Raw genomic sequence first — 14,415 nt, forward strand, 5'->3', positions numbered from 1 at the left:
CTCCTTGCTGCGTTGGACCGGCGGGCGGCCGGGCGGCCGGCCGGGCACCGGCCTCACGAGCGGCTCAGCGGGCGCCGCGGGGGCGACCAGTCGAATCTCGGTTCGGCGGGGGCGTCCGCGTAGAGCAGGTCGAGATACCGCTCGCCGCGGTCCGGCAGGAGGGTCAGCACCCGCACCGGGCGAGGCAGCCGCGGCAGGATCTGCCGCAGCCCGGCCACGACGGCCCCGGACGAGCCCCCGGCGAGGATCCCCTCGGAGTGCAGCAGCTCGTGGCAGCCCTGGACGGCCTGCTCGTCGTCGACGAGGACCACGTCGTCGATCTCGTCCCGGCACAGGATCTCGGGGACGCGGCCCGCCCCGATGCCGGGCACCCGGCGCGGGGCCGGCGGATGACCGAAGATCACCGAGCCGACGGCGTCCACGGCGACGGCCCGCAGCCGCGGGTACTCGGCGCGCAGCGCCCGGGTGACGCCATGGATCGTCCCCGTGGTGCTCACCGCCATGACCACGCAGTCCAGCGGCCCGTCGACGTCGGCGAGGATCTCCTGCCCGGTGGACTCCGCGTGCGCCTTCCAGTTCAGCCGGTTCGCGTACTGGTTGATCCACACGGACCCCGGCACGGTGCTGACGATCTCCCGGACCCGGCGCAGCCGCTGCTCCAGGTAGCCGCCGCTGCCGTCGCCCTCGCTCACCATGTCGACGCGCGCGCCGTACCGGTGCAGCAGGTGGAGGTTCGTGGCGGTGATGTGCGGGTCGACGACCACCGTCAGCGCCAGGCGGTGGATCCGGCACACCATCGCCAGCGCGATGCCGAAGTTGCCCGAGGTGCTCTCGACCAGGTGCGAGTCGGGGGCGATGGCGCCGCTCCGCAGGCCCTCCTCGATGATGTGCCGGGCCGGGCGGTCCTTGACGCTGCCGCCGGGGTTGAGCATCTCCAGCTTGGCGAGGACCTCGACGCCGGGCTCGTCGAACAGCCGGCGCAGCGCGACGATCGGCGTGCGCCCGATGCAGCCGAGCACTGATTCGTGGATCACCGGCCCGCTCCCGCGTCGCCGGGCGCGGCATCGTCCAGGCATGCCTCCAGCCGCCGGGCCACCTCGGGGACGGCCGGTCCGTAGACGAACTCCAGATGGGAGCCGGCGTCGATGTCCTCGACCTTCAGGCCGCCGATCGGGAAGCGGGCCCACTCCACCGCCAGGTCGCGGTCGGCGCGGTCCTTCTGCGTCAGCAGCGTCACCGTCCCTGGATAGGACGGGCGGTAGGCGGAGACGGCCCGCGCGTTCAGCTCCAGACGGCGGCAGAACGACGCGAACTCGGCCGGCTCGACTTCGGGCGGCAGGTCACCGGCGCGTTTTCCGGCCTCCAGCACCCGGTGCAGCTGAGCCTGCCGGTCCAGACCGCGCAGGTCGTCCTCCGGCGGGGAGAACAGCAGCCAGCCCGCGAGGATGAAAGCGAGGTCGGGGTCGGGCGGAGCGTCGGTGAGCGGTGCCGTGTCCAGCAGGACCACCGTGCCCACCCGGTCGCCCGCGGCGTGCAGGCTGTTGGCGACCGCCAGCGCGAACCTGCCCGCCCCCGAGAACCCGCACAGGTGGTACGGCCCCTCCGGGTGCACCCGGCGCACTTCCTCGGCGTAGCGGTCCGCCATCTGCTCCATGGTCAGCACGCCCGGGTCGGCGCCGCCGTGGAAGAAGCCGTCGTTCTGGACGCCGTAGAGCGCCCGGCCGGTGCCCAGCGCCCCGGCCAGCTCGAAGTAGTGGTACAGCTCTCCGAGCACCGCGTGCAGGAAGAACAGCGGTGGACGCGGCCCGCCCGGCTGCAACTCCACCACGAACTGGGGGTCGGCCGAGGTCGTCTCGCTGGACCGGATCCAGTCGGCCAGGGCCTCCACCGTGCGCGTCGCGTACAGGTCGTGCAGGGTCACCGACCGGCCGGTGAGCTTGCTCAGCCGGTCGACCACCAGCATCCCCGGCATGGAGCTGCCGCCGAGGTCGAAGAACTCGTCGTGCGCGCCGATCGGCGTGACGCCGAGCACCTCCGACCAGACCTGTGCGACGTAACGCTCCCAGCGGTCGCGCGGCTCGACGAAGCCGGGGGAGGTCGACCAGCCGGACGGGGCGGACTCCGCGTCCGAGCCGCCGGCCTCCGGTGCGGGCACCGGTGCGGTTCCCGGTCGCGGGTCCGGCAGCTGGGTGATGGGCAGATCGGGATCGGCGGTGACGGCGGCGAGGACCTCGACCAGGTATCCGGCGAGGCCCTCGATGGTCGCCGCGTCGAAGATGTCGGTGGCGTATTCGAAGGTTCCGGCCAGCCGTCCTCGGTGTTCGTTCAGGTAGAGCGACAGGTCGAACTTCGCGCCGGCGCCGCTGGGAACGGTCACCGGCTCGGCGAACGTCCCCGGAAGGTCGAGGTGGCCCTGCGGCACGTTCCCGAACCCGAAATTGACCTGGAAGAGGGGGTTGTAGGCGGTGTCGCGCGTCGGCGCCAGATGTTCGACGAGCTTCTCGAAGGGCAGGTCCTGGTGCTCGAACGCGCGCAGGGACCGCTGGCGCACACGGTGGAGGAGCTGCCGGAACGACGGCCGGTCGGACACGTCCGCGCGCACCACCACGCTGTTGACGAAGAAGCCGATCAGGCCCTCGAGGTCGGGGTGGCGGCGCCCGGCGACGGGCGTTCCCACGACGAGATCGGTCTGCCCCGACCATCGCGACAGCGCGGCGACGAACGCGGCCAGCAACGCCATGAACAGCGTGACGTCGGTGCTACCGCTCAAGTCCCGGGCCGCGCGCAGCAGGTCGCCGGGCACCTCGAACTCGTGGCGGGCGCCGCGGCCGCTCCGCGCCTGCGGCCTCGGCCGGTCGGTGGGCAGAGCCAGCAGGTCCGGCGCGCCGGCGAGCTCCTCCTTCCAGAAGGCCGCCAGTTCGGAAACCAGGTCGTCGGTCAGGCGCTCGCGCTGCCAGACCGCGAAGTCGCCGTACTGGAGGGGCAGCGGCGGCAGCACCGGGTCCGGCGGAGCCGGTTCGTCTCGCGACGCGGTGTAGAGCCGCCCCAGTTCGGAGAGGAACACGCCGACCGACCACGCGTCGGTGATCGTGTGGTGCATGGCGACGCCGAACAGGTGGTCCCGCGGGCCCATCCGCACCAGCCGCGCCCGCCAGAGGGGCGCGGCGGTGAGATCGAAGCCGCGCTCGACGTCGCCGGCCAGGATCCGCTCGGCCGCGGCGCGCGGGTCCGGTGCGTCCGACAGGTCGGTCACCTCCCAGGGCACGGCGACCGAGTCGTGGACGATCTGGACCGTCCGGTCGCCGGTCCAGGCCAGCGAGGTCCGGAGGATCTCGTGTCTGGCGGTCAGGCCGGCCAGCCCGGCGCGCAACCGGCCGGCGTCGAGGTCGCCGCGCAGCCGCCCGGCGGTCGAGACGACATAGGCCGCCGAGTCCGGCCGGAGCCGGTCCAGCAGCCACAGCCGCTCCTGGGCGAAGGACGCGGGCAGCGGGGCACCGGTGCGGGGCGCCGGCCGCAGGTCCGCGGGGCTCGTCCCCGCGGCGCCGTCCCCCGCCGGGGCGCGCATCCGGCGCAGGACGAGTTCGCGTGCCTGCGGGCTGAGGGCGGCCAGGCGCTCGGCGAGGCCGGACGGACCGGACGTTGCTTCATTCATGTGACTTCTCGCCTTCCGCTAGCCGGGCGGCGACCTCTTCGTCGGACAGGCCGGCCACCTCGTCCATCAGCGCGTCCAGGTCGGCCGCTTCGCTGAGCAGGCGCTCGACCGTGGCCGCGCATCCGGCGATGGTGGGGGCGGCGAACAACTCAGGGAGGGTGTAGTCGGCCGGGAAGGCTTCGCGGATCCGCCCCACGGTGCGGACGGCCATGAGGGAATCGCCGCCGAGGGCGAAGAAGTTGTCGTGGACCCCGATCCGGGAAACACCCAGGACCTCGCTCCACACCTCCGCCAGCACTCGCTCCACCGACGACCGCGGCTCCACGAACCGCTCCCCCAAACGCGGCCGCTCCCCCTCAGGAACCGGCAACGCCCCCCGATCCACCTTCCCGTTCACCGTCAACGGCAACGAACCCAGCCACACGAACACCGCCGGCACCATGTACTCCGGCAACCGCCCACCAACGAACCCCCGCAACTCCTCGACACCCACCTCACCCCCCACCCCCGAAGCCACCACATACGCCACCAGACGAACCACCCCACCCCCACCATCAGAACGCGCCACCACCACCGCATCCCGCACCCCCCGATGCCCCACCAAAACCGACTCCACCTCCCCCAACTCCACCCGAAAACCACGCACCTTCACCTGAAAATCAACCCGCCCCACAAACTCCAAACCACCACCATCAACCGACCACCGCACCAAATCCCCCGTCCGATACAAACAACCCCCCGAACCCCCGAACACATCAGGCACAAACCGCTCCGCCGTCAAACCCGGCCGCCCCAAATACCCACGCGCCAAACCAGCACCACCCACAAACAACTCACCCACCACACCCGGCGGGCATGTCTCCAGTTCTCGATTGAGCACGTGCACCCGCGTGTTGGCGATCGGAAGGCCGATGGGCACTGCGCCTCGCCGCTCGGCGAATCCCCGGGGAAGGGCCTGGTAGGTCGCGTAGATCGCCGATTCGGTCATCCCGTAGATGTTCGCGATCCTGCCGTTGCGGAACCGCCGGTCCCACTCGACGGCGAAGGAATGCGGCAATGGCTCGCCGCCATTGAAGACCCGGCGCAGCCGCGGCAGCGGATCATCGGTGCCGCGCTTCGCCGCGGCGGCCATGAACAGATCGAGCTGGCGCGGCACGAACTGGCAGTAGGTGATGTCGTGCCGGTCCAGCGCGTCGTACAGCGCGTCCGGGTCGCGGACCGTCTCGTCGCCGACGACGGCCAGCGCGGCTCCGTTGCAGAGCGGCCACACCACCTCGCAGACGGAGTCGGTGAAGCTGACGGGGGTCTTGAAGGCGACGACGTCGCCTGGACCGCAGCCGAGTTCCTCCTCCAGCCACCGCATCGTGTTCAGCACCGCCCGGTGACTGACCATGACACCCTTCGGCGTCCCGGTGGAGCCCGAGGTGTAGATCACGTAGGCGAGGTTGTCGGGGAGGGCCCGCGCCGGCAGCGGGCGCTCGGGCCCGCTCGCGCCCGCGCCGCCGTCCACCGGAAGCGTGTCCAGGCAGACGGTCCGGACCGCCTCCCCGCGGTCGGCCGGGAGCCGGTCGAGGAGATCGCTGCGGGTGAGCACGGTGCGGCAGCCGCTGTCCTCGATCATCCAGGCGATGCGGGCCGCCGGATACCCGGGATCGATCGGGACGTAGGCGGCCCCGGACTTCAGCACCGCCAGGGCCGCCGTCACGAAGGGCACGGACCGCTCCAGCAGGACCGCCACCCGTTCCTCGCCTCGGGGGCCCTGCTCCACGAGCGTGCGCGCCAGCCGGTCGGCGCGCCGGTCCAGCTCCCGGTAGCTCAGCCGAGCGTCGCCGTCGACGACGGCCGTCGCGCCGGGCGTCCGCCTGACCTGCTCCTCGATGAGCTCCGCGACGGTGTGCGGGGGCGAGAACCGGCGTCCGGTGGCGTTGACCTGGTCGCGCCGACGGTGGGCAGCCGTTTCCGTGGGAAAGACCGGGACGGTGCTGACGGGCCGGTCCGCGCCTGCGGACAGGCCGGTCAGTGCCGTGAGCACGGACTCGGCGAGGAGCGCGGCAGTCCCGCCGTCGACCAGCGCCAGGTCGTGCACGGCCCGTATCTCCAGCCGCTCGCCGGGCACCGCGAACATCGTGATCGGGTAATGGGTGGTCTCGAACCCGCTCAGGCCGCTGTACCGGTATCCGGGGTCGAGCTGCCCGGTCTCGTCCAGCCTCGGATAGTTCTGGACGACCAGCACGGACTGGAACAGCTCCTGCCCGGCGGGCAACTCGCTGCACCGCTGCACCTGGGACAGCGGGGTGTGCTCGTACTCCAGGGCGGCGGACTGCCGCGCGTGGAGCCCGCGCAGCCACGTCCCCACCCGGTCGCCGGGCCCCGACGCCACACGGACCGGGACGGTGTTGGTGAGGAGCCCCACCATGTCCTGCACTCCGGGAAGGTCGCCGCTTCGTCCGGAGACGACCTGGCCGAAGACGACGTCGCCGACCCCGGTGTACCGCATCAGCGTCAGCGCCCATGCCGCCTGCACCATGACGCCGATCGGCACCCGGTACGTCCTGGCGGCCGCACCGACGCGTTCGGTCTCCTCCGGCGAGAGCGCCGCTGTGTGCTCGGCCACCCCCGTCCGGCCGCCGGAGCCGCCGGGCCCCGCGACCGGCAAGGGCGTCGGCTTCGTGAAACCGCGCAGCGCTTCCCGCCAGTGGCGCCGGGCGTCGTCCTGGTCGCGCAGGCGCGTCCATTCGACGAAGTCCCGGTACGGGGCACGGTCGGGTGGCGGCATCACCTCTCCGGCGCGGGACGCCGCCCCGTGGCGCACCAGGTCCCGCATCACCATCGCCGTGCTCCAGCCGTCGAGCAGGATGGCGTGGTACGTCCAGACGAACTGGTAGTCGTCCTCGCCGAGCCGGAGGAGCGCGTAACGGGCCAGGGGCGCGTGGGAGAGCTGGAACGGCTCGTTGCGGTCCCGGTCGAGGAAGGCGGTGAGGCGCTGCCGCATGGCGTCAGGTGGCAGGCCGCGCCAGTCCTGCGTGTCGAACCGGACCGGCACTCTTCTGTAGACCACCTGGACCGGCTCGTCCGCGCCTTCCCACAGGAAGGCCGACCGCAGTGCCGGATGCCAGGCCACCGTCTGCTCCCAGCTCTCCCGGAAGGCGACCGGATCGAGTCCGGACAGCAGAGCCGTGGTCTGGCTGAGATAGACCGCGGAGTCCGCCTCGCGCAGCGTGTGGAACAGCAGTCCCTGCTGGAGCGGGGACAGCGGATGGATGTCCTCGATGACCTCGGCCGCCGCCGGCCGTTGCCGCTGCGCCGGTCCCGCCGTGTCACTCATCTGGTCGCGCCTCCGTCACATCGGCCATGGTCTTCGGCGCCAGGGCCAGCGCCTTGTCGAGCAACGTGTGGAATCGCGTCCCGCCCGGGCGCCCGCAGTGGTCGATCAGTTCGCCCAGCCGGGCGACCATGTCGCCGGTCAGCCGGTCGATGGTCGCCCGGTCGTGGTGGGCACGGCTGTAGCCGACGCGTAGGCGGAGCCGGCCGCCGACCACGGCGGCGGTGACGTCCAGCAGGTGCGTACGCCGGTTGCCCGGATGCTGCGGCGGGGGCATCGGCTCGGGAGCGGCGGCCAGGTGCAGCCGGTCGTCGGACGACCGTGTCTCCGAGGTCTCGGCGTTCGCATCGAACTGGCCGAGGTAGTTGAAACTCACCTGGGGAGCCGGCGGTTCGGCCAGCGCCCGGCCGCGCACCGGATCGAGATGGCGCAGGATGCCGTGGCCGAGACCGCCGTGCGGGACGGCGCGCAGCTGCTCCTTGACGGCGGCCAGCGCGTCGCCCGAGTTGGCGCCGTCCGGCAGGCGCAGCAGCAGCGGGGCGATCGCCGTGAACCACCCGACCGTGCGGGACAGGTCCGCGCCTTCCACAAGATGCTGCTCTCGGCCGTGCCCTTCCACGTCGACGTACAGCCGGGTGATGCCGAACGTCTCGGTCATCGCCAGAGCGAGCGCGGTGAGCAGGACCTCGTCGACGCGGCTGTGGTGGATCGCGGGCAGGTCCCGCAGCAGGGCCGTGGTCTCCTCGGCGCCGAGCAGCCCGTCGACGTGATCGGCGGCGCCGTAGGTCCCGGTGCCGCCCGCCTGGTGGTCGAGCGGCACCTCCCACCGTCCCGAGGGGCTTTGGCCGCGCCAGAAGTCCAGGTCGGCGGCCACCGCGCCGGGGAGCTCGGTGAGGGCGCGCGCCCAGGCCGCGAACGATGTCGTGGCGTCGGGGGTCCCGGGTTCGCCGCCTCCGGCGAGCCGCCGGTACGCGCCGCGCAGGTCGTCGAGGAGGATCCGCCAGGAGACCGCGTCGATGACGAGGTGATGGGCGATCAGCGCGAGGCGGTGCCGGTCGTCCCGGCCACCGTCGATCAGCAGCGCTCGCAGGGGCGGATCCCGTTCCAGGTCGAAGTCCTGGGCGTCGGCGAGGACGCGGGCGAGCGCCGGTTCCCACTGCGCCTCTTTGGAGAGGTCCACGCGGCGGAGGGCGGCGAGCTCCGGCGGCGCGCCCTGCGCGGTGTACTCCGCCCGGCGGCCTCCGGGCGCCCGGGAGTCTCGCGGGAACCGCAGCCGGAGCGCGTCGTGCCGCTCCAGCAGGCCCGTGAAAGCGGCGGCGAGCCGATCGGCGTCGACCGTCGCGGGGACGTGGAACAGCCACCCCTGGTTGTAGTGGCCAGGGTGGAAGAACTTCTGGTCGAAGAACCAGCGCTGGATGGGCGTCAGCGGCACGGGACCGGCGGCTTGCCCGGCCGGGTCGGCGCGGTCCTGGACGGCCACCACCGGCACCGCCGCTTCGGCCTGCCCGGCGACGGTCTGGTTCTCGAAGAACTGCCAAGGTGTGATGCGCAGACCGCGGCGGGCGGCTCTCGACATCACCACAATGCTCGTTATCGAGTCTCCACCGAGGGTGAAGAAGTTGTCGTGGACCCCGATCCGGGAAACACCCAGAACCTCGCTCCACACCTCCGCCAGCACCCGCTCCACCGACGACCGCGGCTCCACGAACCGCTCCCCCAAACGCGGCCGCTCCCCCTCAGGAACCGGCAACGCCCCCCGATCCACCTTCCCGTTCACCGTCAACGGCAACGAACCCAGCCACACGAACACCGCCGGCACCATGTACTCCGGCAACCGCCCACCAACGAACCCCCGCAACTCCTCGACACCCACCTCACCCCCCACCCCCGAAGCCACCACATACGCCACCAGACGAACCACCCCACCCCCACCATCAGAACGCGCCACCACCACCGCATCCCGCACCCCCCGATGCCCCACCAAAACCGACTCCACCTCCCCCAACTCCACCCGAAAACCACGCACCTTCACCTGAAAATCAACCCGCCCCACAAACTCCAAACCACCACCATCAACCGACCACCGCACCAAATCCCCCGTCCGATACAAACAACCCCCCGAACCCCCGAACACATCAGGCACAAACCGCTCCGCCGTCAAACCCGGCCGCCCCAAATACCCACGCGCCAAACCAGCACCACCCACAAACAACTCACCCACCACACCCGGCGGCACGGGATGAAGTTCCTTGTCGAGTACGTAGGCGCTCAGGTCCGCCAGCGGAACCCCGATGGGAGAGCGCTCGGAGGACGGGGAATCCGCCGCCTCCGCGGAGTCGGTCGCGGCGCGGGGGACGTCGGCCGGTGAAAGGGGGTAGTAGGTCGCGTGCACCGTGGTCTCGGTGATCCCGTACATGTTGACCAGCCGCGGCCCCTGGTCGCCGTGGCGCGCGAACCAGCCGGCGAGCATGCCGGGCATCAGGGCTTCGCCGCCGAACACCACCACGCGCAGCGCCGGCCGTTCCCCGGCGGGTTCCGCCTCCTCGGCGGCCAGCAGGTTGCGGAACGCCCCTGGCGTCTGGTTGAGCACGGTCACCCGCTCCCGCGCCAGCAGGGCGCGGAACCGCTCCGGCGAGCGCGTCAGAGCCGTCGGCACGACGACCAGGCGGCCGCCGTTCACCAGTGCTCCCCAGAGTTCCCAGGCGGCGAAGTCGAACGTGACGGTGTGGAAAAGGGTCCAGACGTCATCGGGACCGAAGGAGAACCAGGGTTGGGCGGTGGTCAGCAGCCGGACGAGATCGGCATGGGTGACCATCACCCCTTTGGGGCGCCCGGTCGAACCCGAGGTGTAGATGACGTAGAGCAGATTGGCGGGCACCGTGTTCGGCGGCGGCGCCTCGGCGGGCCACCGGCCGATCGCCGCCGCGTCCTCGTCCATCCGGACCGTCGGCAGGTCCGGTCCGGCGGATGCCCGCTCGCTCGCCCGGCCGGAGGTGACGAGGATCCGCACGCCGGCGTCGCCGAGCACGTAGGAGATCCGCTCGGCGGGGTGATCCGGATCCACCGGGACATAGGCCCCGCCCGACTTGACGACCGCGAGCAGCGCGACGACCAGTTCGATCGAACGATCCAGGCAGACCCCCACCCGCACCTCCGGACCGGCCCCGAGCGCGCGCAGGTGATGAGCCAGCCGGTTGGCCCGCGTTTCCAGCTCGCCGTAGGTCAGCCGGTCCGTGCCGCACACCACCGCCACGCCCTCGGGCCGCCGCGCGGCCTGCTCCGCCACCAGCGCCCCAAGGCAGGTGCGGGGCGGGCCGCTCTCCCGGTCCCCGCCCGATCGCAGCAGCAGCCGCCGGCCCCTCTCTCCCAGGAGGTCCAGGTCGCGGCAGGCGCTGTCGGGGCGGGCCAGCGAGTCGGTCACCACCGCGAGGAAGGACTCCATCAGCTGCCCGGCGGCGGGATCCGGCAGTGCGTCGCCGTCGTATCCGAGCGTGAACCGCATCCCGTCCCCGGTGGCCTGGCAGGACAGGCGGACCAGGAATCTGTCGTGGTGGCCGTACGTCTCGGTCGGGGCGGCGCCGGCCTGACCCGAAGGCCAGTGCGCGGCGTCGAAGTCGAAGCCGACCGGGAACCATGACGGCCGGCCCGGTGCGGCGGGCGGAACGCAGCGCTCCCAGCTGTACCACTCGGCGTGGGCGTCGCCCGCCTCGATCTGGTCGGCCGCCTCGGACGCGGCCGCCGAGACGGCGACGTCGAGGGACCGGTCGAGCCGCGCGGGCAGGCTGATGGTCAACGGCCCGGAGCAGCCCCGCAGCTCCTCGTGCCGGCGCAGGTCCGTCCCCACGCCGACGACCAGGGCGCCGGCTCCGGTCGTCCTTCGTAGCAGCACCTGCCAGCAGGTCAGCAGCCAACCGCGCGCTTCCTTCGGCGTGGGGCACCGGCGGTGCAGCGTCATGGTCTCTGCGGGAGAGAGGAGCCCGGTCAGGGTCTTGGGACGGAACGGACCGAGCCGGTGACCACGCTGCCCCGGCAGCTCTATCGGCTGATCCCACCCGGCGCAGCGAGACCGCCAGAACTCCCGGGCCGTCGCCCCCTCCGGCAGTTCGGCCATCTCGTTCCACCAGGCGGCCACACCCTCGAACGGCAGGCCGCCTGAAGCGGCGCGGGTGGCTCGGCCCGCCGCGCGTTCGACGACCTCATGGGCCAGGCTTCGCAGCGTCGTGGCATCGGCGCAGATGGCGGGAAGCGAGAAGGTGACCGTGTGGCGGTCGTCGGCCAGCCGTTCGACGAGAACGTCGAGTTCGACGCCCTCGGTCAGCGGAGTCCGCTGTTCCTCCTCGGCCGCGCGTTCCGCCGGCTCGGCCGCGCGCTCGGCACGGTCACCGGACAGCGGATCGCGGTGGCGGATCGTGACCCGGGGGCGGCCGGCGACCGCCTGGACGGGATCCGAATCACCGTCGAGGGAGAACACCAGGCGCGGCTCGGTGCGGCGGGCGGCGACGGCCTCGGCCGCCTCGGCGAGCCGGTCGACGTCCAGGTCTCCGCTCAGGTGCACGGTGCACGACGTCGTGTACGGGCCCACCCGGGGGCCTCCCTGCAGCCGCCAGAGCCGGCGCTGCGACGCGGTCAGCGGAATGGCGGCGGCGCGGTGGTCGCGTGGAAACCCGGCTTCGAATTCCCGGTCATCCATGTTTTGATGGCCCTCCTCGCTTCCGCGCATTGGATGCGCCGGTGCACGCGCCGAGCGGCTTGCACAGCCTCCATATTCTGTGGGTCACGTTTGTATTTCATGTCCCACAAACCGGTGACACGCGATACCGGGAAGCGACCGCATTACCATTGCGGTTCTGGCTCGTCAAGATCGGCTTCACCATCGGCGCCCGTTCCGCCGGCCATCACGGCGGCGGCGACGGCCCGCAGGTCGGCCGCCACCGGGATCGCGCCTCCGCCCGCCGCGGAAGGGGCGGTTTTGAGACCGCTTCCGGTGTTGAGCAGGACGACCCGGTCCGTACTCCCGAGTTCCCCCCGCGCCACGAGGGCGGGCAGCGCGGCCGCCCCGGCCGCACTGGCCGGCTCGGCGTACACGCCGCTCTCCGCCGCGAGCCAGTCGATCGCGGCGAAGATCTCCTCGTCCTCCACCGCGACCATGACTCCCGCGGTGTCCCGCACCGCCGCCAGCGCCCGGAACCCGTCCTGCGGCTCCCCGACGTTGATGCTCTCGGCGCGCGTGCGGGCCGGAGCCGGGCCGGCGTCCGCGGCGCCCTCCGCCCAGGCGCGGTGCACCGCCGCCGCGGCCGCGGCCTGCACCCCGATCAGGCGCGGCATGCGATCGATCCAGCCCATCGCCCGGGCGTCGCACAGCCCCCGGTGGACGCCGGCCAGGATGTTCCCGTCCCCCACGGGCACCACCACCGCGTCCGGCGCGGACCAGCCGAGCTGCTCGACGATCTCCAGGGCGACGGTCTTCTTGCCCTCGGCGGTGCACGGGTTGTACGCGGTGTTGCGGCAGTACCAGCCCCATCGCCGGCACGCCGCCGTGCTCAGCCGGACGGCGGCGTCGTAGTCGCCGTCGACCACCAGCACGCGCGCCCCGTACCGGCTGATCTGGGTGAGCTTCGCCGGCGGCGTGCCGCGGGGGACGAAGACCACGCACCGCAGCCCGACCGCCGCGGCCGCTCCGGCGAGCGCCGCCCCCGCGTTGCCCGAGGAGGCCGTGGCGATCACGTCCCGGCCGCGGTCGAGCGCGTCGGCGACCGCGAGGACGCTGGCCCGGTCCTTGAGGGCTCCGGACGGGTTGCCGGCCTCATCCTTGATCCACAGCCGGCCCAGCCCGAGCCGGCGGGCGAGCCGGTCGGCCCGGTGCAGCGGGGTCCAGCCGGCCACGTACCCGGACCTGACCCGGCGGGCCCCGCCCCCGCCCGCGGCGACGGGCAGCAGGCGGGCGTACCGCCAGAGGGAATGCTCGCCGGTGAGCAGCACCTCGCCGGGCGATCGGCCCGCGCCGACCCGCTCGTAGTCGATGGCCAGGGTCAGCCTGCCGGACCACCGGCACCGGGTGCAGGCGTAGCGCAGCTCGCCGACCGGCGAGAGGGCGGCACATCGCGAGCACTGCCAGCGCATGTGGTCCATGCCGACGGCGTCGGCCACCGGTACCGGCGGCGCCACGGCCGATTCCTCAGCCTTGTCGCACGACGTCGGCGTCGACGTCCGCATCGTCCGGAGGGGCCCCGGTGAAGAAGCCGGCCAGCCGGTCGATGCCCTCCTCGTAGCGGGCGGAGGTGTAGGAGAGCCGCAGCGTGTCCGGCAACCCGAAGTCCGAGCCGGGCACGGTCGCCACCCGCGTCGCCCGCATGAGGCGCTCGGCCAGGGCGAGCGAGCCGGGGATGTCGTGCCGGCGCAGGTACTCGGCGCAGTCGAGCGTCAGGTAGAAGCTGCCCCGGGCAGGTACGGCCCGCACCGCGGAGACCTCGCCGAACCGTTCGAGCGTGTAGTCGCGCCGGGCGCCGTAGCGCCCGGTCAGCTCCCGGACCCCCTCCTGGTGGTCGAGCGCCGCGATGGCGCCGAACTGCGGCACCGGATCGGTGGTGAGAAGCGTGTGGTGCTGGATGACGGTGAGCGGGTGCACCAGCTCGTCCGGGACGATGGCGTAGCCGACCCGCCGCGCGTACATCCGGTGGGCCTTGGAGAAGGCGTTCGTCACCACCAGCGGACTGGTCATCTCGCCGGCCATGGTGACGGCCGAATACGGCTCGTCGTCGAAGTGAACGTTATTGTAGATTTCGTCGGCGATCACCACGGCGCGACCGCCGACGATCTCGTCGATCCGCCGGAAAGTGGCGGGATCGATGACATTCCCCAGCGGGTTTCCGGGGGAATTGACCACGACGATACGGGTGCGTTCGCTCATCGCTTCGGCCAGCGAGTCCAGGTCCACCTGGAGCGTGTCGAGGTCGATGCGGTAATGCCGCACCCGAGCGCCGGCGAGGCGCGCGGTGAACGGATAGAGCGGGTAGTAGGGCAGGGGCACGACCACCTCGTCGCCCGGGCCGGCGAGAAGCTGGGTGAGGTTCCGGAAGGCCATGCTGGTGCCCACGCTGACGACGAACCGTTCGGCCGGCACCTCGACGCCGTAGCGGCTTTGGTACTCGGCGGACAGCCGGTGGCGCAGCTGTGGCAGGCCGCCCGGGAAGACCAGGCTCGCCTTCGCGTAGTCCTCCGCCGCGTCCAGCATGGCCGCGATGATGGGTCGCTCCGGCGGCAGTTCGGACTTGCCGAGCGTGAGCCGGATGACGTCGTCGTAGCGCTGCTCGTAGTCACCGGCCATCTCGTCGAGGACGAACATGAGGAACCGTTCGTCCTCGAAGGAGATCGCCGGACGCAGCCGGCCTCCCGCGAGCGTGTGCGGCCGGGCGTCCTGTTGAACGGTCATGATGCCTCCTGA

At 72.2% G+C, this 14,415-nt stretch carries 6 protein-coding genes; all 6 read right to left on the reverse strand.

The window, feature by feature from the left end; genetic code table 11:
- Positions 1-53 precede the first annotated feature (53 nt).
- Positions 54-1,034, reverse strand: coding sequence for a 2,3-diaminopropionate biosynthesis protein SbnA (gene sbnA / locus AB0C84_RS19840; protein WP_361068118.1), 981 nt, complete (start codon positions 1,032-1,034; stop codon positions 54-56).
- Entirely contained in the window at positions 1,031-3,652 is a 2,622-nt protein-coding gene (locus AB0C84_RS19845) for a condensation domain-containing protein (protein ID WP_361068121.1), read from the reverse strand. The genes sbnA and AB0C84_RS19845 overlap by 4 nt, the downstream gene beginning before the upstream one ends.
- Entirely contained in the window at positions 3,645-6,977 is a 3,333-nt protein-coding gene (locus tag AB0C84_RS19850) for an amino acid adenylation domain-containing protein (RefSeq protein ID WP_361068124.1), read from the reverse strand. The genes AB0C84_RS19845 and AB0C84_RS19850 overlap by 8 nt, the downstream gene beginning before the upstream one ends.
- The gene (locus AB0C84_RS19855; RefSeq protein WP_361068127.1) at positions 6,970-11,664 is read right to left on the reverse strand and encodes an amino acid adenylation domain-containing protein; all 4,695 of its coding nucleotides are present in this window, start codon (positions 11,662-11,664) and stop codon (positions 6,970-6,972) included. Before AB0C84_RS19855 ends, AB0C84_RS19850 begins: the two co-directional genes overlap by 8 nt.
- Before the next feature lie 143 nt (positions 11,665-11,807).
- Positions 11,808-13,139 carry a threonine synthase gene (gene thrC, locus AB0C84_RS19860; protein WP_361068130.1) on the reverse strand — a complete coding sequence of 444 codons (1,332 nt, stop codon included), beginning with the start codon at positions 13,137-13,139 and terminating at the stop codon, positions 11,808-11,810.
- Positions 13,140-13,149: 10 nt separating this feature from the next.
- A complete protein-coding gene (locus AB0C84_RS19865) occupies positions 13,150-14,403 on the reverse strand; it encodes an aminotransferase class I/II-fold pyridoxal phosphate-dependent enzyme (RefSeq protein ID WP_361068134.1) in 1,254 nt (417 codons plus the stop codon).
- Between the last annotated feature and the right edge of the window lie 12 nt (positions 14,404-14,415).

The sequence above is a fragment of the Actinomadura sp. NPDC048955 genome (genome assembly GCF_040649435.1).
GTDB lineage: Bacteria > Actinomycetota > Actinomycetes > Streptosporangiales > Streptosporangiaceae > Spirillospora > Spirillospora luteofluorescens.